The 19,109-nt window shown below is 67.5% G+C and carries 15 protein-coding genes; 2 read left to right on the top strand and 13 right to left on the bottom strand.

All coding sequences use genetic code 11. The annotated features are described in order from the left end of the window. Window positions 1–131: 131 nt before the first annotated feature. The 10 genes from pyrF to H977_RS0108765 all read right to left on the bottom strand — a co-directional run bounded on the left by pyrF (window position 132) and on the right by H977_RS0108765 (window position 12,950). Complete coding sequence (gene pyrF, locus H977_RS0108810; RefSeq protein WP_029107516.1) at window positions 132–944, bottom strand: orotidine-5'-phosphate decarboxylase; 813 nt, start codon at window positions 942–944, stop codon at window positions 132–134. Window positions 945–946: 2 nt separating this feature from the next. Then, the gene (gene carB / locus H977_RS0108805; protein WP_029107515.1) at window positions 947–4,300 is read right to left on the bottom strand and encodes a carbamoyl-phosphate synthase large subunit; all 3,354 of its coding nucleotides are present in this window, start codon (window positions 4,298–4,300) and stop codon (window positions 947–949) included. Further along, window positions 4,301–5,491 carry a glutamine-hydrolyzing carbamoyl-phosphate synthase small subunit gene (gene carA, locus H977_RS0108800; protein WP_036475481.1) on the bottom strand — a complete coding sequence of 397 codons (1,191 nt, stop codon included), beginning with the start codon at window positions 5,489–5,491 and terminating at the stop codon, window positions 4,301–4,303. Beyond that, complete coding sequence (locus H977_RS0108795) at window positions 5,488–5,988, bottom strand: PH-like domain-containing protein (protein WP_029107513.1); 501 nt, start codon at window positions 5,986–5,988, stop codon at window positions 5,488–5,490. Before H977_RS0108795 ends, carA begins: the two co-directional genes overlap by 4 nt. After that, entirely contained in the window at window positions 5,985–7,319 is a 1,335-nt protein-coding gene (locus H977_RS0108790; protein WP_029107512.1) for a dihydroorotase, read from the bottom strand. The genes H977_RS0108795 and H977_RS0108790 overlap by 4 nt, the downstream gene beginning before the upstream one ends. After that, window positions 7,316–8,272, bottom strand: coding sequence for an aspartate carbamoyltransferase catalytic subunit (locus H977_RS0108785; protein ID WP_029107511.1), 957 nt, complete (start codon window positions 8,270–8,272; stop codon window positions 7,316–7,318). The genes H977_RS0108790 and H977_RS0108785 overlap by 4 nt, the downstream gene beginning before the upstream one ends. Window positions 8,273–8,333: 61 nt before the next feature. Next, entirely contained in the window at window positions 8,334–8,891 is a 558-nt protein-coding gene (gene pyrR / locus H977_RS0108780; RefSeq protein WP_029107510.1) for a bifunctional pyr operon transcriptional regulator/uracil phosphoribosyltransferase PyrR, read from the bottom strand. Window positions 8,892–8,991: 100 nt separating this feature from the next. Then, on the bottom strand, window positions 8,992–10,338 hold the full coding sequence (locus tag H977_RS0108775; protein ID WP_029107509.1) for an MFS transporter: 1,347 nt from the start codon (window positions 10,336–10,338) through the stop codon (window positions 8,992–8,994). A gap of 54 nt (window positions 10,339–10,392) precedes the next feature. Further along, window positions 10,393–11,805, bottom strand: coding sequence for an aldehyde dehydrogenase family protein (locus H977_RS0108770; protein WP_029107508.1), 1,413 nt, complete (start codon window positions 11,803–11,805; stop codon window positions 10,393–10,395). A gap of 17 nt (window positions 11,806–11,822) precedes the next feature. Further along, window positions 11,823–12,950 carry an NDMA-dependent alcohol dehydrogenase gene (locus tag H977_RS0108765; RefSeq protein WP_029107507.1) on the bottom strand — a complete coding sequence of 376 codons (1,128 nt, stop codon included), beginning with the start codon at window positions 12,948–12,950 and terminating at the stop codon, window positions 11,823–11,825. Window positions 12,951–13,108: 158 nt separating this feature from the next. On the opposite strand from H977_RS0108765, the gene H977_RS0108760 reads away from it, so the two are divergent. Both H977_RS0108760 and H977_RS0108755 read left to right on the top strand, forming a co-directional pair. Continuing rightward, window positions 13,109–14,311, top strand: coding sequence for a serine hydrolase domain-containing protein (locus H977_RS0108760; protein ID WP_029107506.1), 1,203 nt, complete (start codon window positions 13,109–13,111; stop codon window positions 14,309–14,311). 48 nt (window positions 14,312–14,359) lie between these two features. Further along, window positions 14,360–15,562, top strand: coding sequence for an FAD-dependent monooxygenase (locus tag H977_RS0108755; RefSeq protein ID WP_029107505.1), 1,203 nt, complete (start codon window positions 14,360–14,362; stop codon window positions 15,560–15,562). Between the two features lie 19 nt (window positions 15,563–15,581). On the opposite strand, the gene H977_RS0108750 is transcribed toward H977_RS0108755, so the two are convergent. From H977_RS0108750 to H977_RS0108740, 3 genes are all read right to left on the bottom strand, one after another. Then, the gene (locus H977_RS0108750; protein ID WP_029107504.1) at window positions 15,582–15,785 is read right to left on the bottom strand and encodes a hypothetical protein; all 204 of its coding nucleotides are present in this window, start codon (window positions 15,783–15,785) and stop codon (window positions 15,582–15,584) included. 55 nt (window positions 15,786–15,840) lie between these two features. Next, window positions 15,841–18,447, bottom strand: a complete 2,607-nt coding sequence (locus H977_RS0108745) for a helix-turn-helix transcriptional regulator (RefSeq protein ID WP_029107503.1) — start codon at window positions 18,445–18,447, stop codon at window positions 15,841–15,843. Between the two features lie 87 nt (window positions 18,448–18,534). After that, window positions 18,535–19,029, bottom strand: coding sequence for a DinB family protein (locus H977_RS0108740; protein ID WP_502691150.1), 495 nt, complete (start codon window positions 19,027–19,029; stop codon window positions 18,535–18,537). Between the last annotated feature and the right edge of the window lie 80 nt (window positions 19,030–19,109).

Here is a 19,109-nt window from a genome sequence, read left to right as displayed (position 1 = left end):
GGCCGGCTGACCAATCCGATTGCGTGCAGTGGGTTTTCGAGTCACCGCTTTCCACGCCTGGGTCGCGACTGTGCGACGAACACGACCCAGGCGTGGAAAACGGCGCTGGGACACGACGAAAACGACAGCGCTCAGGCGAGGTAGGCGACCTCGTCGCGGAGCCGTTCGGCCGCGGCCCGTAGATCGGCCACGGCCGGGCCGGCCCGCAGCACCTCACGCGACACCGCGGGCAACACCAGGCGGGCTCCCCCGAATCCGCGCAGCGCATCGGCACGCCCGCCCTGTGCCCCGACACCGGGAGCCAGTACCGGCCCGCCCATGTCGCTGAGATCGGGCGGGTCGGTCACTGTCGCCCCGACCACCACACCGACAGAACCGGCGGACTGGCCGGCCGCTCGATTCACTGCCGCCACGTCGTCGACGACGGACTGCGCCACGGTGCGTGTCCCCGCCACGGCGCGCTGAACGCTCGCGCCCTCCGGGTTGGAGGTGGCGGCCAGCACAAACACCCCGCGGCCATGAGCCGCGGCGACATCCAGCAGGGGTTGCAGCGACCCGAAGCCCAGGTAAGGCGATGCGGTGACGGCGTCGGCCGCCAACGGTGAGTCACCGGCCCACGCCGCGGCATAGGCCGCCATCGTGGAGCCGATGTCCCCGCGCTTGGCGTCGGCCAGCACCAGCACGCCTGCCGCGCGCAGGGCGGCCATCGTGCGTTCCAGTACCGCGAAACCGGCTGAGCCGTAGGTCTCGAAGAACGCCACCTGCGGCTTGACGATCGCGAATTCCGCGAAGGCCGTCACGCAGATGTCGCAGAACGCGGCCAGCCCGTCGGCATCGACGGTGAGACCCCACGCCCGCAGCAGCTCCGGATGCGGGTCGATGCCGGGACACAGCGGCCCCCGCGTCGACACCGCGTCGGCCAGCCGCTGCCCGAAAGTCTCCATCGTCAGCGCGATTCCAGCTCGCTGTGCAGTTCCTGCAGTGACATCACGTCGATGTCGCCCCGGATGCCCGCCTCGATGCCCTGCACCGCGGCCGACGCGCCCTGCACCGTCGTCACACACGGAATGTTCATCGACACTGCGGCCGAACGGATCTCGTACCCGTCGACCCGCGGCCCGGAATTTCCGTACGGCGTGTTGATGACCATGTCGACCTCACCGGCCTTGATGGCGTCGACCGCGGACGGAAGATCGTCGCTTCCCGTGGGTTGCTCAGAGTGCTTGCGCACCTCATCACAGGGAATGCCGTTGCGGCGCAGCATCTCCGCGGTGCCTTCGGTGGCCAGCACCCGGAACCCGAGATCAGCCAGCCGCTTGACCGGGAACACCAGTGAGCGCTTGTCGCGGTTGGCCACCGACACGAAGACGGTGCCCGAGGTCGGCAACGACCCGTAAGCAGCGGTCTGGCTCTTGGCGAATGCGGTGCCGAAGTCGTGGTCGATGCCCATCACCTCGCCGGTCGACTTCATCTCCGGTCCCAGCAGGGAGTCGACCTGGGCGCCGTCGGCGCGGCGGAACCGGTGGAACGGCAGCACGGCTTCTTTGACGGCGACCGGGGCGTTGCGGGCGACGGTGGCCCCGTCGCCGGTCTTGCTCAGCAGGCCCTCGCCACGCAGCTCGGCGATGGTGGCGCCCAGCATCACTCGCGCGCAGGCCTTTGCGAGTGGCACTGCCGTGGCTTTTGAGACGAACGGCACCGTGCGGCTGGCGCGGGGGTTGGCCTCCAGCACGTAGAGCACGTCGTCCTTGAGCGCATACTGGACGTTGAGCAGTCCGACGACGCCGATGCCGTGGGCAATGGCCTCGGTGGCCCGGCGCACCGCTTCGATGTCGCTGCGGCCCAAGGTCACCGGCGGCAGCGCGCACGCCGAGTCGCCGGAGTGGATACCGGCCTCTTCGATGTGCTCCATGATTCCGCCGATGTACACCTCGCTGCCGTCGCACAGCGCGTCGACGTCGATCTCGATCGCGTCTTCGAGGAACCGGTCGACCAGCACCGGGTGTTCCGGGGACAGCTGGGTGGCGCGGGCGATGTAGCCCTCCAGGGTCTCCTCGTCGTAGACGATCTCCATGCCCCGCCCGCCCAGAACGTAGGAGGGACGCACCAGTACGGGGTAGCCGATGTCGGAGGCGATCCGCCGCGCCTGCTCGAAGCTGGTGGCGGTGCCGAACCGCGGCGCGGGCAGGCCGGCGTTGACCAGAACCTCACCGAAAAGCCCACGGTCCTCGGCCAGGTCGATGGCGTCGGGCCCGGTGCCGACGATCGGCACCCCGGCCTCTTCGAGGCGTTTGGCCAGACCCAGCGGAGTCTGACCGCCGAGCTGGACGATCACGCCGACGACGCCGGGACCGGCCCCGTCCTCCCCCTTGCCCGAGGCGTCCTCGGCGTAGAAGACCTCCAGCACGTCCTCGAAGGTGAGGGGCTCGAAGTACAACCGGTCGGCGGTGTCGTAATCGGTGGACACCGTCTCGGGATTGCAGTTCACCATGACGGTTTCGAATCCGACCGCACTCAGTGTCGTCGCGGCATGCACACAGCTGTAATCGAACTCGATGCCCTGGCCGATCCGGTTCGGCCCGGAACCCAGGATCAGTACCTTGGGCTTCTCTGTCTGCGGGGCGACCTCGGTCTCGGCGGCAGGGTCGAGCTCGTAGCTGCTGTAGTGGTACGGGGTCTTGGCGTCGAATTCGGCAGCGCAGGTGTCGACGGTCTTGTACACCGGGTGGATGCCCAGCCGGCGGCGCAGTGCCCGCACACCCGACTCGCCGGCCAATTCCGGTCGCAGCGCGGCGATCTGGCGATCCGACAGCCCGCTGTGCTTGGCCCGCCGCAGCAGTTCGGCGTCGAGCACGGGCGCTTCCAGCAGCTCGACCCGCAGCGCCACCAGGCCTGCGATCTGCTCGATGAACCATGGGTCGACGCCGGAGGCCTCGGCCACCTGCTCGACGCTGGCACCAAGGCGCAGCGCATGCTCGATGTCGTAGAGCCGGCCGTCGACCGGGGTGCGCAGGCCGGTCAGCAACTGCTCGACCGTCAGATCGGGATCCGGGCCGGTCCAGAACCCGGCCCGGCTGGTCTCCAGCGATCGCATCACCTTGCCGAGGGCCTCGATGAAGTTGCGGCCCAACGACATCGCCTCACCGACCGACTTCATCGTGGTGGTCAGCGTGGCGTCAGCGCCGGGGAATTTCTCGAACGCGAACCGCGGCGCCTTGACCACGACGTAGTCCAGCGTGGGCTCGAAGCAGGCCGGGGTCTCTTTGGTGATGTCGTTGAGGATCTCGTCGAGGGTGTAGCCGATGGCCAGCTTCGCCGCGATCTTGGCGATCGGGAAGCCCGTGGCCTTCGACGCCAACGCACTGGACCGTGACACACGCGGGTTCATCTCGATGACGATCAGGCGGCCGTCGCTCGGGTCGATCGCGAACTGGATGTTACAGCCGCCGGTGTCGACACCCACCTCACGCAGGATCGCGATCCCCAGGTCACGCATCTTCTGGTATTCGCGATCGGTCAGCGTCATCGCCGGCGCCACGGTCACCGAGTCGCCGGTGTGCACACCCATCGGATCGAAGTTCTCGATCGAGCAGACCACCACGACGTTGTCGCGGCTGTCGCGCATCAGCTCGAGCTCGAATTCCTTCCACCCGTAGATGGATTCCTCGATCAGCACGTTGGCCGACGGCGAGGCGGCCAGGCCGTCGCCGGCCATCCGCTCGACGTCCTCGGCCGAGTACGCCATACCGGATCCCAGGCCGCCCATGGTGAACGACGGGCGGACCACGACGGGAAGACCCAGGTCTTCCACCGTCTCGCGGACCTCGTCCATCGTGAAACACACGCGGCTGCGGGCGGATTCACCGCCCACCTTGGCGACGATGTCCTTGAACTTCTGTCGGTCCTCACCGCGTTGGATGGCCTCGAAGTCGGCACCGATCAGCTCGACCCCGTACTTCTCCAGCACACCGTTGTCGTGCAGGGCCACCGCGGTGTTCAGCGCGGTCTGCCCGCCGAGGGTGGCCAGCACGGCGTCGATCTTGTTGCCGCGCTCTGCTTGCTGGACGATGACCTTCTCGACGAACTCCCACGTGATCGGCTCCACGTAGGTGTTGTCGGCGTACTCCGGATCGGTCATGATCGTCGCCGGGTTCGAGTTGACCAGGCTCACCTGGATGCCCTCGGAGCGCAGCACCCGGCAGGCTTGGGTGCCCGAGTAATCGAATTCGCACGCCTGGCCGATGACGATCGGGCCGGAGCCGATCACCAGCACGTGATTGAGGTCAGAGCGACGTGGCATCTACTTCTCTCCTGCCATCAGGTCGACGAACTGGTCGAACAGGTACTCCGCGTCGTGCGGTCCGGCCGCGGCTTCAGGGTGGTACTGGACCGAGAACGCCCGGCCGTTGGTCAGCCGGATGCCTTCCACCACACCGTCGTTGGCGCAGGTGTGGCTGACCTCGGCAGCGCCGAACGGGGTGTCGAACACCTCGCCCTTCTCGCCCTCAAGCGCGAAGCCGTGGTTCTGGGCGGTGATCGCGACCCGTCCGGTGATGTGGTCGATCACCGGGATGTTGATGCCGCGGTGGCCGAACACCATCTTGTAGGTGGACCGGCCCAGCGCCCGGCCCAGGATCTGGTTGCCAAAGCAGATGCCGAACAACGGGATTCCGGCGCTGAGCACCTCGCGGGTCACCGCGACGATGTGGTCGGCGGTGGCCGGATCGCCCGGACCGTTGGACAGGAACACGCCGTCGGGCTTCAGGTCGGCGATCTGATCGAAGGACACCGACGACGGCAGCACGTGGCTGCGGATTCCGCGGCGGGCGAAATTGCGCGGGGTGTTGGTCTTGATACCGAGGTCCACCGCCGCGACCGTGAAGCGGTGGGCGCCTTCCGCTTCCACGACGTACAAGCTATCGGTGCTGACCTCACCGGCCAGGTCCGCGCCGAGCATCGACGGCTGGTCGAGAACCCGGGCCACCAGTTCGTCCAAGGACGCGACACCTGAGCCCGATGTCGCCGCTAACGCGGCTCCGCTGAACACGCCGGCCTTCATCGATCCGCGCGTGCGCAGGTGGCGCACCACTGCCCGGGTGTCGATCCCGGCGATACCCACGATGCCCTGCCGCACCAGCTCGTCGTCGAGAGTTCCGCTGGCGCGCCAGTTCGACGCGCGGGGCGAGGGGTCGCGTACGGCGTAACCGGCCACCCAGATCTTGTCGTCGCGGCTTTCGCCGTCCTCGGTGTTCCAGCCGGTGTTGCCGATCTGCGGTGCGGTGGCCACCACGATCTGCCCGTGGTAGCTGGGATCGGTGAGCGTCTCCTGGTAACCCGACATCCCGGTGGAGAACACCGCCTCGCCGAGCGTCTGCCCGACCGCCCCGAACGCCGTACCGGTGAAGACGCGCCCGTCCTCGAGTACCAGGACCGCCTTGCCCGATTCGCGGCTCGCCGCGGTGCCGTTGGTCTTTTTCGCGTTGTTCGTCATGCCTCTTCCTCCAGCCAGCGGTCGTACTCTGCGCGGTTGTCAGCACGGAACCCCGTGTCGATCTCGGTGCCCGAGGGCAGCCGCCATCTGATCGCCAGGATTCCGTCGTAAGTCAGTGCCTTGCCGGCGATTCCGCGTTCGGTGCGAATCGCGGTGACCGACTCGGCAGGAATCCAGATGGGCCCGGCGCCACTGCGCTGCACCATGATTCCCTCGGGATAGCGGGTCAGCACCGCCTTGGCGCGAAAGCCGAGGTCTCCCGCGGCGACCTTGTCGTTCCAGTGCGGCACCAGCGTGCTGCCGACGTACATTCCCTTGGTCGCAGGGATCGTCGCCGCGCCGACGGTATCGGGCAGCGGCGGCAAGGTGCCGATCAGCTGAGCCTGGCGTTGGGCGCGATGCACCCAGCCACGCATCATTTGGCGGATCAGGAACGCGATCAGCACGGCCAACAGGGCCGCCATCACCAGCGATGCGATCAGCGTGGGAGTGTTCACTCTTTCGATCCCCGGGTCGCTGCGGTCCTGCCCGCCGGTGCCGACTTCCCGTCGAGCGCCGTGATCCGGCCCCGCAGCAGGGTGGCGGTCACCTTGGCGGGCAGTGTCATCGATTCGAACGGCGTGTTGTCCGAGCGGCTGGCCAGTGCATCGCCTTCGACCGTCCAGCTCGCGTCGGGATCGATGACGGTGAGGTTGGCGGGCTCCCCCACCTCCAGCGGGCGGCCCTGATCGGGCAGACCGACGATGGCGGCCGGGGCCTCGCTCATCACCTTGGCGACACCGCGCCAGGTCAACAGCCCCGGACGCACCATGGTCTCGGCCACGACCGACAACGCGGTCTGCAAGCCGAGCATGCCCGGCCGGGCCACCGAGAATTCGCAGCACTTCTCGTGCTCGGCGTGCGGTGCGTGGTCGGTCGCCACACAGTCGATCACGCCGTCGGCCAACGCCTGACGCAGCGCCTCGGCGTCGCTGGATTCCCGCAGCGGCGGGTTGACCCGGTTGCGGCCGTCATAGCTGGCCAGCCGGTCGTCATCGAGCAGCAGGTGGTGTGGGGTGACCTCGGCGGTGATCGAAATACCTTGCGCCTTGGCCCATTTGAGCAGTTCCACGGTGCCCGCGGTGGAGGCGTGGCAGATGTGAACCCGCGCACCGGCATCGCGGGCCAAAATCGCGTCACGGGCGACGATCGACTCCTCGGCCGAGCGGGGCCAACCCGCCAATCCGAGCTTGGCCGCGTTGGGCCCTTCGTGAGCGACGGCCCCGACGGTCAGTCGCGGCTCTTCGGCATGCTGGGCGATGAGCACCCCGAGACCGCTGGCGTATTCCAGGGCGCGGCGCATCACCAGCGGATCGTGCACGCACAGGCCGTCGTCGGAGAACATCCGGACCTGGCCGACACCGTCTGCCATCAGGCCCATCTCGGTGAGCTGCTTGCCTTCCAGGCCGACAGTGACCGCACCGACGGGGTGCACGTCGACGAGACCCACCTGCTGGCCGCGGTTCCACACGTGGTCGGTGACCACGGCCGAGTCAGCGACCGGATCGGTGTTGGCCATCGCGAAAACGGCGGTGTAGCCACCCAGAGCCGCTGCCGCCGAACCGGTTTCGATGTCCTCTGCGTACTCGCGGCCCGGCTCGCGCAGGTGCGTGTGCAGGTCGACGAAGCCCGGCAGCAGCACCTGGCCACTGGCTTCGATCAGCTCGGCGCCGTCGGCAGCCTTGAGAGCGGACCCGATCTCGGCGATCTGACCATCGGCGATCAGCACATCGAGCGGCTCACCCTCGCCGTAGAGCCGGACCCCGCGAATGAGTACCTGATGCGTCATACGCTGATCGCCTCCCGATCCGCACCCACCAGCAGATGGAACAGCACTGCCATCCGCACGTGGACACCGTTTGAAACCTGTTGCAGCACAGCTGATTGTGATGAATCGGCGACCGGGAACGCGATCTCCATGCCGCGCAGCATCGGCCCCGGATGCAACACCACGGCGTTGCCGGGCAGCATGGCCTGACGCTTCTCCGACAGCCCGTAGCGCACCGAGTACTCACGCGCGGACGGGAAGAACGCACCGTTCATGCGCTCGGCCTGGACCCGGAGCATCAACACCGCATCGGCGGCGGGCAATTCGGCATCAAGGTCGTGCGACACCGTGACCGGCCACCCGGACACCCCGACCGGCAGCAGAGTCGGCGGCGCCACCAGCACCACCTCGGCCCCCAGGGTGGAGAGCAGAGACACGTTCGACCGGGCGACCCGACTGTGCAGCACGTCACCGACGATCACCACTCGCCTGCCCTCGATGGAGCCGAGCCGTTGACGGATGGTCAAGGCGTCGAGCAGAGCCTGCGTGGGATGTTCGTGCGTACCGTCGCCGGCGTTGATGACACTGGGCCCGCCGCCGCCGTCTTCGGCGGTCCACTCGGCGAGCTGTTGAGCGGCACCCGATGCGGGGTGGCGGATGATCAGCGCGTCGGCCCCGGCCGCGCGCAAGGTCAGCGCGGTGTCGCGCAGCGACTCCCCTTTGGCCACCGAGGATCCCGACGAGCTGACGTTGATCACGTCGGCGCTCATCCACTTGCCCGCGACCTCGAACGACACCCGGGTGCGGGTGGAGTTCTCGTAGAACATGGTGATCACCGTGCGGCCGCGCAGCGTGGGCAGCTTCTTGACCTCGCGGCCCAGCAGCGCCTCACGGAACCGGTCGGCATCATCGAGGATCGCCGTCGCGTCATCCCGGGTCAGGTCCTGCGCCGACAGAAGATGACGTGTCGTCATAGCGGTCGATTCCTCACGCAAGCGTTCGTCGCAAGTTGTCGATTCCTCACGCAAGCATTCGTCATTTCGAAATCACTACCCCGTCACGGTCGTCATCCTCGGACAGCAGCACATGGACACTCTCGGTGCGGGAGGTCGGGACGTTCTTCCCGACGTAATCGGCACGGATCGGCAGCTCGCGGTGACCGCGATCGACCAGCACCGCGAGTTGCACCACCCGCGGGCGGCCGATGTCGCGCAAGGCATCCAGCGCCGAGCGCACCGAACGGCCCGAGTACAGGACGTCGTCGACGAGGATCACCACGGCGTCATCGATGCCGCCGGGCGGGATCGATGTGGCCGCCAGCGGACGCGGCGGCTTGAAGTTGAGGTCGTCGCGATAGAGCGTGATGTCGAGCGCACCGACCGGCAATGCGACATCGGCGAACTCGTTGATCTTGGCGGCGAGGCGCGTGGCCAGTGTCACGCCGCGCGTGGGGATGCCGAGGAGAACCACCCGCTCGCGTTCGGCGGGATCGTCAAGAGCGGTCTTTTCGATGATCTGATGAGCGATCCGGGAAATGGTGCGGCCGACGTCCGCCGCAGACAACAATTCCCGGTCGGCACTTGAAGAGCCCATGAGGTGACCCTGACCTCCTTCTCCGCCTCTCGGGACGGATCGTTAAAGGACGTCGAACTGCCGCGTAGCTTAGCAGGCCGCAAACGCAAGCCCGCCACGGTCACCTCGCGGAGTCACTCGAGACGGTCTCCAATTCGGTTCCCCTCGTCTCCGGCAGGAGCACGGTCGACACGATGCTGACGACGACGAATCCCGCCATCATCGCCCCGACTGCCCAGCTACCCAGCGTGGCCACCAGGACACCGGCGACCAACGGTGGAATCGCCCCACCCACGATGCCTGCCAGATTGAACGCGAGACCCGCGCCGGTGTAGCGGTACCGCGTGGCGAAGATCTCAGGCAGGAACGACCCGATGGGGCCGTAGGACAGTCCGAAGATGCAGAAGATTCCGGCGATCGCCACCGCGAAGCCCACCGCGGAACCCGAGTCGATCAGTGGCATCACCACGAACGCCCACGGCAGGGCAAGGACAAAGCCGGCGAGGATGACGCGTCGCCGGCCGTATCGGTCGCACAACACTGCCGAGATCGCCGAGAACATCATCAATGCGACGCCGGCGAGCACACCGACACCGAGGATCAGGCTGCGCGGGTACCCGATGCGGGTGCTGGCGTAGCTCATCAGGTAGGTGCCGCCCAGAAAGCTCATCGTGAAGATGCCCACCATGCACCCAGCCGCCAACGCCACCTGCCTGGTCTGGGTGCGGAAGAGTTCGGCGAGCGGCGCCTTGGGCACACCACCGGCCACCTGCTCCCGGGCGAAGACCGGGGTCTCGTCGATGCTCAACCGCACATACAGCGCCACGATCAGCAGAACCGCGCTGAACAGGAACGGCAACCGCCAGGCCCAGTCCAGGAACATCGCGCTCTTCTCGCCGATGGTCACGCTGACCGTGAAGACCACCAGGTTGCTCACCGCGAGCCCGGCACCGGCACCCAGCTGGGTGAACATGCCGTACATGCCGCGTTTGCCGGCCGGCGCGTACTCGGCGCTCAGGAGCGCCGAACCTGCCCACTCCCCGCCGACGGCGAAGCCCTGCAACAGCCGCAGCCCCAGCAGGATGATCGGTGCGGCCACGCCGATCGTCGCCGCACTGGGCACCAACCCGACGCAGACCGTCGACAGACCCATGATCAGCAGCGTCGCGATCAGAGTCTTCTTGCGGCCCAGTCGATCTCCGAAGTGGCCGAACACCGCGGCACCGATCGGGCGGGACAGGAACGCGACCGCGAACGTGCCGAGTGAGGAGATGGTCGCCATGGTCGGCCCCATGTTCGGGAAGAACACGTGGGGGAAGATCAGGGCGGCGGCGGTGCCGTAGATGTAGAAGTCGTAGAACTCGATCGCGGTGCCGATGAAACTGGCGAACGCCACCCGCTTCATCGGATTGGGCTCGGTGCTGAGTGCCCGGCTCGGTTCGCCCTCCACCTGCTCCTGCTGGGTCATCTGCCTCTTCTCACGCCGCAATATTCGCCAGAGAAGTATCCACCTGCCCGCCGGTCACCGCTGAATCGACTTGATCTCCAGGAATTCCTCGAGGCCGTATACCCCGGCCTCACGCCCGTTGCCCGATTGCTTGTATCCGCCGAACGGTGCGTTCACGTTGAAGGCACCGGCGTTGATCTGCACCTGGCCGGCACGGATCCGGCGGGCGATCTTCTCGGCCCGATCCTGCGACCCGGACCAGACGGCGCCGGCCAGGCCGTAATCCGTGGCATTGGCGATCCGTATCGCGTCGTCCTCGGAGTCGTAGGCCTCGATCACCAGAACCGGACCGAAGACCTCCTCCTTGTGGATCGTCATGTCCTCGGTGACATCGGAGAACACCGTCGGCCGCACGAAGGCACCCGGCGCGCCGGCTTCGGTCTCACCACCGGTGACCAGGCGCGCCCCTTCGGTCACCGCCGCGCGGATATGGCCGAGCACTCGTTCCTGCTGGGCGCGAGACGACAGCGGGCCCAGCGCGGTGCCTTCGTCGGCCGGATCGCCCACCGGCAGCGCGTCGGCAGTCGCCTTGGCGAGTGCCTCCACCTCGGCCAGCTTGTCGCGCGGGACGATCATCCGGGTCAGCGCCGAGCACGTCTGTCCCGAGTTGAGCATCATCGTCTTGACCGACGCGGGCACGACCGATTCCAGGTCGGCATCGTCGAGAATGATGTTGGGGCTCTTGCCTCCCAGCTCCAGCGAGACCCGCTTGACGGTGCGGGCGGCGACTTCCTGCACACGCCGGCCGGCCCGCGTGGAGCCGGTGAAACTGACGATGTCGACGTCGTCGTGCCCGGCGATCGCCTCACCGACGTCCGCGCCGGTGCCGAACACAATGTTGAATACACCTGGGGGAAGCCCGATCTCGTCAATGATCTCGGTGAGCTTGATCGCGCACAGCGGGGTGATCTCGCTGGGTTTGATGACGACGGTGTTGCCTGCGGCCAGACCGTAGGCGACCTTCAGAGCGATCTGGTGCAACGGGTAGTTCCAGGGCGTGATCGCGCCCAGCACACCGAACGGCTCGCGCACGATCGTCGATCCCCGGTACTCGCTTTCGAACTCGTACTCGCGCACGATGTTGGCGGCTTCGGCGAAACTGTTGAGCGGTAGCCCCAGCTGGATCGCCCGGGAAATCGAGATGGGACAACCCATCTCGGAGGAGATGGTGCGGGCCAGGTCCTCGGCGCGCTCGGCCAGCTTTCCGGCGATCGCGGCGAGGTGGTCGGCACGCTCACCGACCGAGGTCGCCGACCAGGCTCCGAAAGCGGCGCGCGCGGCCGCGACGGCGGCATCGACGTCGGCCGCGGTGCCGGCCACGACTTCGGCGATGACCTCGTCGTTCGCCGGGTTGATCACGGGTATGCGGGTCGTGCCACCCGAAACCGCCCACTTGCCGTCGATGTAGTTGCTGTCGTGGATCTGCATGGTGTCCCTTTTCCGGTTCAGTAGTCGGCGTCGGAGTAGACGATCAGACCGCGAAGGTTCTTGCCGTCGAACATGTCTCGGTAACCCTGGTTGATGTCCTCCAGGCGGTAGCGAGTCGTCACGAGCTCGTCGAGCTTGAGATTCCCCGAGCGGTAGAGATCGAGCAACCTGGGTATCTGGGTGCGGGGCCCGACGCCTCCGAACACGGCTCCTTGCACCCGCTTCTGCAGCAGCGTCAGCTCGAACAGGTTGAGGTCGACGGTCGACTGGGTGAAATCGCCCATGCCGGTGACGATCACCTGTCCGCCCTTACCGGTCAGGCTCAGCGCCTGCTGGATGTGTTCGCCTTTGATCTCACCGACCGTGATGATCGAAACCTGGGCCATTTTTCCCCAGGTGAGGTCGGGTAGTTCAGCGGCGGCCGCCTCGACGGACGCGAAGGTGTGGGTGGCGCCGAACTCGAGCGCCTTCTTCCGCTTGAAGTCGACCGGGTCGATCGCGACGACAAAACGGGCGCCCGCGAATCGCGCACCCTGCACGGCGTTGATGCCGACCCCGCCGATCCCCATCACGACGACGGTGTCCCCCGGCCGGGTGTCACCGATCTCGGTCGCCGAGCCCCAACCGGTGGAGACACCGCAGCCGAGCAGCGCAGCCACCTCCAGCGGCACGTCATTCTCGATCTTGACCACCGACGCCTCGCTCACCGTGACGTAGGGCGCGAAGGTGCCGAGCAGGCACATCTGGATGACGGGCTGACCGTCGCGGGTGACCCGATAGGTCTTGTCGGCGACGGACAGCCCGGTCAGCAGACCGGCGCCCTCGTCGCAGAGGTTCTGAAGCCCGGTGGCACACGACGGGCACGTGCCGCAGGCCGGGATGAAGGCGAGCACGACGTGATCGCCTTCAGCGAGCCCGGTGACTCCGGGGCCGACCTTGGTGACCACGCCGGCCCCCTCGTGGCCGCCGAGGACCGGCATGAAGGGCACCGGGCTGCTGCCTGCGACGACATGTGCGTCGGAGTGGCACAGGCCCGATGCCGCCAACCGCACCTGAACCTCGCCGGCAACAGGATCGCCGAGCTCGACCTCACAGATCGTCCAGGGGGCGTCGATCTCCTCGACGACAGCTGCCTTTACCTTCACGGAAATCTCTTTTCTCGTGGTGCCGGACACACTATCGGGCGAACTGAGATGTGAATCACTATTCGCACCGTAGAGGCACGGCGCCGACTCCCCGAGCCCGGGGTCGAGGTGGGCAGCCAGCGCCGATGACGACACTGCCGCTGGATAGGCTGATCCGGATGAACCTCGACGGCAATCAGACGTCCATCCGTGAGGCGATCGATGCCGGGCTGCTGGCCGGCGCGGTCACGCTGGTGTGGCAGGCGGGCAACTTGCTCCAAGTGAATGCCTCGGGTTACCGCGACGTCGACGCCCGGCTGCCGATGCAACGGGACACCATCTTCCGGATCGCCTCCATGACAAAGCCTGTCACGGTGGCGGCAGCGCTGGCCCTGGCCGAGGAGGGCAAGCTCGCTCTGAACGAGCCGGTGACGCAATGGCTGCCCGAGCTGGCCGACATGCGTGTGCTGCGGGAAGCGCGGGGCCCGCTGGATCGCACCGAGCCGGCGCTGCGGCCCATCACCTTCGACGACCTGATGACCCACCGCAGCGGGCTGGCCTATGTGTTCTCGGTGCTCGGACCTCTCGCGTCGGCCTACGGCAAGCTGTCGCTGCGTCAGGATCAGGACCGCTGGCTGGCAGAAGTGGCCGCATTGCCGCTGGCCCATCAGCCCGGGGAGCGCCTCACCTACAGCCACTCCACCGATGTGCTGGGCATCGCGCTGTCCCGCATCGAGGGCAAGCCGCTGTCACAGGTGCTGGCCGAGCGGATCTTTCAGCCACTGGGCATGGCCGATACCGGATTCTCGGTCGACGCGGCAGGCCGGCGGCGTACCGCGACGATGTACCAACTGACCGCCGACAACAAGCTCACCCACGATGTGATGGGGCCGGCACCGATCACCGATCCCCCGTTCTGTACCGGTGGGGCAGGATTGTTCTCCACGGCCGACGACTATCTGAAGTTCGCCCGAATGTTGTTGGGCGACGGCATGGTCGACGGTGTGCGGGTGCTTTCCGGGGAATCGGTGCGGTTGATGCGGACCGACCGGCTGACACCCGAGCAGAAGCAGTTCCAGTTCCTCGGTGCACCGTTCTGGGTCGGCCGGGGTTTCGGCCTGAATTTGTCGGTCGTGACCGATCCGGCGAAATCGCGACAGTTGTTCGGCCCGGGCGGGCCGGGCACGTTCAGTTGGCCCGGCGCCTACGGCACCTGGTGGCAGGCCGACCCGTCAGCAGACCTGATCCTCATCTATCTGATCCAGAACCATCCGAATCTGGGCGTGGATGCCGCGGCGATCAGCGGTAACACGTCGCTGGCGAAACTGCAGACCGCGCAACCCAAATTCGTCCGGCGCACCTATCAGGCGCTCGGGCTCTGAACGTCTGATCGATTCGGGGTCACAGCCGCTGCACATACGCTGTGGCGCATGACGCAGCCCACCGTTCTTGTCAGCGGCGCCGGGATCGCCGGACCCGCACTGGCCCATTGGTTGAGCGATTACGGGTACCGGGTGGTCGTGGTGGAATCCGCTCCCGGTATCCGGCCAGGCGGGCAGACCGTCGACCTGCGTGGCGCCGGTCGCGACGTGGTGACCCGAATGGGCCTGATGGACGAACTACAGCGCCGGTTGATCGAGCAGAAGGGAATCGCATGGGTCCGGGCCGACGGCACCCGTCGTGCCGAGATGCCGGTGACGGCGTTTCACGGCAACGGCGTGGTGTCGAAACTGGAGTTCCTGCGCGGTGACCTGGTGGACGTGCTCTACGAATACACAAGGGCACGCGCCGAATTCCGGTTCGACACCCGCATCACCGCGCTGCGCCAGACCGACGATGGAGTTGAGGCGACGTTGAGCGACGGCGCCATGGTAACCGCGGATCTGGTGGTCGGCGCCGACGGACCGCACTCCGCGGTTCGGCGGCTGGCGTTCGGACCCGAGGAGCAATTCGTCAAAATGCTCGGCGGTTACAACGCCTGGTTCACCGCCCCCGACACGGCCGGCCTGGACGGCTGGTACCTCATGTATCAGGCGCCCGGGCTCAACGCGTCGATGCGCCCGGCCCATGACCCGGCACTCTGCAAGGCCGGTTTGGCGTTTCGGTCCGGGCCCCTGTCGTTCGACCGCCGCGATCCCGACGAGCAACGAACGCTGCTGGCAAGACATTTCGCCGGCGCCGGCTGGCATTGCGAAACGCTGCTGGCCGCGGCGGCAGACGCCGGCGACTTCTACTTCGACGCCTTTCTGCAGGTGCAGATGCCCACCATCTCGAACGGCCGGGTGACGCTGGTAGGCGACGCCGGATACTGTGCCTCACCGTTGTCCGGCATGGGTACCAGTCTGGCGCTGGTCGGCGCCTACATCATGGCCGGCGAACTCGGTCCGGCCGAGTCCCTCGATACCGACAAGATCCCGGATGCACTGACGCGATACGAGGCACTGATGCGGCCTTACATCGACCGGTGCCAGGCCCTGCCGCAAGGCGTTGACGGATACCTCCCCAAATCGTCCAGCGATGTCGTGCTGACCGCTCAGGTGATGAACTGGATGCAGCGCCGGCCGTTCCGTGGGTTCGCCGAACGCAAATGGTTCACCACCGCCGATGCGGTCGACCTGCCCGAGTACCCGTAGCCGGCGCGCTGAGGCAACGCTAGGCGCCCGCCCGGTCCGCGGACGCCGCGGCCAACTTGGCCTCGGCGATCCGGTAGAAGCCGTCGAGCGCGGGCTCTTCGATGCTGAGGTATTCGCACACGACGTCGCGGGCGACCCCGGCGTCGCGCAGCCGCAATGCCAGCGAGTACGGCAACGGAAGCTGCCGGAGCGCCCGTTCGTGTTTCTCGCCCTCGTCGGCCATGCGATCCAGCATGCGACGGCTCAGCGGAGCCGGACCGAGTAACCCCCTACCCGAATCATCGGTGCCGTCGGGGTAGCAGGCCGATCAGTTCGGCCCGGGTGGACGCGCCGGTTTTCGCCATGGCGCGGTAGATGTGTCCCTCGACGGTGCGCACCGAAAGATGCAACCGGTCGGCGATGGCCCGGCTGGACAACCCCGTCCCGATCAGCATGGCGATCTCGCGTTCACGGTCGGTCAAGGGCAGATGCGCCGCGGCAGCGAGCAACGCCGGCGTGGCCGCACCGCCGCACGCCTCGGCCAGCGCTGTGGCCCGGCCCGCCGAAGCCATCGCCGAGCCGCGCATGTCCTTTCGCCGAAACGCCACCGCGGCCAGACCTGCTGCGTCGGCGGCTGCCACCAGATCGCCCAAATTCTCGAACTCGATTGAGGCCTTTGCCAACCCGTCGCCGTCATCGTGGGCAAGGGCGCGGCACAGCGCGGCCGCGGCACCTACCCGTGGACCCTCGACCAGCCTGGCCAACTCATCGAGCCGGTGCGTGCGGGTATGGTCTCCGAACTGCGCCGCGGTCTGCAGGCACCACACCTCCGCCGCCAGTTGCCCGTTGTCCCTGGCGGTGTCGGCGGCAGCGAGGGCGATCTGGACAGCCTCCGATACCGCGCCTTGGGTCGCAGCGACCCACGCCCGCACCAGGGAGTGTTCGTAGGTGAGGTAGCGCCAGCTGGCATGACGGCAGTCATCGAGTTCGGCCAGGGCGGCGTCGTCTGCCAGACCCGCGATGGCCAGTGCCGTGACCCTGGGCAGGTGAAACCGGTAGCCGAAGCCGTTCGACTCTCCGGCGGCCCGCATCATCTCGACCGCCGGGTCCAGATATCCCGACGCGACGGCAAGGTCACCGGCTCCGAAGGCGGCCCGGCCTGCCAGCGCGACACCGAACACCTGTGCCGCGCCGGGCCGTTCGGCGGCTCGACGGCTCAGCTGCCCGGCCTCCTCGCGCGCCTCACGGATGCGACCGGCCAGCAGCAGCGCGCCGATGTGGGCGTCGGCGATGACGAAGCGGGTATGTGCGGCATCGAAGGAGTTGTCCGTGATGCGGTAACCGACGTGCGCTGCGGCCACTGCGTCGTCGGTGCGCCCCGCGTCGCCGCACGACGCGGCCACCGCCCACGCGGTCACCGCGCCGACGATGGCGGGCAGCGTGTCCAGATCCAGGCCTTGGGATGCGGCCTTGGCGCGCTCAGGATCGCCGTGTGCGGCCCAGTGCACCGTGTAGAACGCGTCGATCGCGGCCCGCGCGTCCGCCGGGATGTCCGCCGCCGCATCATCGGCATGTCGTTTGGCGCCGGCCGGATCGGCAAGGGACCAGAGCATGTTGGAGGCACGCAGGAAAGCCAGCCGGGCGCGCCCGTCGTCGGTGAGCTCGGCGGTATCGATCGCGTCGAGCACCGCATCCGATTCCTCACCGCGGCTCAGCCATGACAATGCGTGCGCGCGAATGAATTTCGCCTCTGGGCCGGCGCCGGCGGTGATGGCTCCGTGGGCCAGCCGGTCGGCCAGTGCCAGATCGGACAGCCAGACGGCGCCTTGCGCGGCGCGGGTCAGCAACTCCGGATCGACCGGCAGATCGGAATCGAGCATCAGTGTGGCGCGCCGTACCAGCACCGGCATGGCGTCGCTGTCTCCGCGATCTCCGAGCGCGGTGGCCACCGACCCCCGCAGCCGACGCAATCGAGCGCCCGCCAAACGGTTTCGGCGGACCTCGGCGTAGAGCGGGTGAGCGACACGGACCTCGTGGTCGGCGGTGTCGATCGTGATCAGTCCGCGCGCCTCGGCCGCGGCCACCGAATCGGCATCGGTGATCGCTGTCAGCTGATCCAGCTGGATCGGCTCGGCGACCGCCAGCACATCGACCACTTCGCTGACCTCCGGAGGTAGCGAGCCGATCCGCGTCTCGATCAGTTCGACCAGCCCGGGCGGCATCACCGGATCCCCGGTCCACCGCCAGCTACCGTCGCGGCGGGCGAGCCGTCCACGGGTGACTTCCTGCTCGACGATGTTGCGCAGATACAGGACGTTGCCCCGCGTCAGGCGCCACAATCGTTGCGCTGCTTCGGGATCGAGCGGGCCGTCGAGCACTGCCGTCAGCAGCCGGGTCGACTCGTCGCGAGACAGCGGCTGCAGATCCAGCCGCTCGAACCGGCCGCGGTCCAATGCCGTGAGCACCTCGGCCGGTACCGCTGTACCGGTGCGCACGGTCAGCAACAGCTTGGCGGCACGACGCTGCACGATCTGCTGCAAGACGAAACCCGACAACCCGTCGAGCAGGTGCGCATCGTCGACCCCCAACAACACAGGCCGGCCGCTCGAATCGGAGGTCAGGCCGTCGATCACCCGGCTCACCAACTCGGCGCTGTCGGCATCCGAAGTGCCCACCCACCGGGCGAAGGTTCCCAAGGGCAGCGCGCGGCCGGCTGATGTGCCTACCGCCCAGCGCGTTTCCTCCCCCTTGGCGCCCGCCGCCGAGAGCGCCTCACGGGCGATGCGGCTCTTGCCAACCCCCGCACTTCCAAAGACAACCACCCCGGACAGCTCGGCGGAGGCCAGCGCGGCGTCGATGAGCCGGGTCTCCTCCAACCGTCCTGTCAGCGGCCAGGCGAGTCGCACGCATCGACATTAGGCCGAGGCGCTGTCGTTAGCAGCGGTAACGACGAACTTCGACGTCGCCACACACTGGGTGCGGCACGCGCGTGGTCAGCGGCCGGTGGTCCCGTCGATCAGTTCACGCAAAATGTCGGCGTGACCTGCATGGCGACCGGTCTCTTCGATCATGTGGGTCAGGGCCCAGCGGACACTGGCCGCGGGGCGCCCAGGCCTGGATCGGGGCAGCGGTGCCGCGAGGTCGGCGCAGTCGTCGAGCACCGTGTTCGCGCACTCAACGGCATCGCGATAGCGGGCCACCACATCGGCGACGCTGTCTGACGGTTCGACGGAGAACGTCGCCTGCCAGTCGGTGACGTCGTCCCCCAGGAAAATCCACCGTTCGACGTAGGTCAGGTGGTTCAGGAGGCCGAGCAACGTGGTCCCCGACGGCACCGAGAACGTCCGGGCCGTGGGCTCGGGCGCGCCGTCGACCTTGGCGGTGATGGACGTGCGGAGATAATCGAGAAATCCCCGCAGCACCTCGGATTCGCTGTTGCCCGTGCGCGGCGGCGGGCTGTCATGCCTGCGGTGCTGAGCTTTGTGCACGCTGCCCATTATCGGCACGGTGTCGCACCAGGGCACGAAACTTGCTGTTCCGGCAAGGTGGCAGCTCAACCAGCGACAGC

Origin of the sequence: Mycobacterium sp. URHD0025 (genome assembly GCF_000426065.1) — a bacterium.
In the GTDB taxonomy this organism is placed as follows: domain Bacteria; phylum Actinomycetota; class Actinomycetes; order Mycobacteriales; family Mycobacteriaceae; genus Mycobacterium.
The sequence above is the reverse complement of the archived record's forward strand: the minus strand, read 5'-3'. Positions and strand labels throughout refer to the sequence as shown.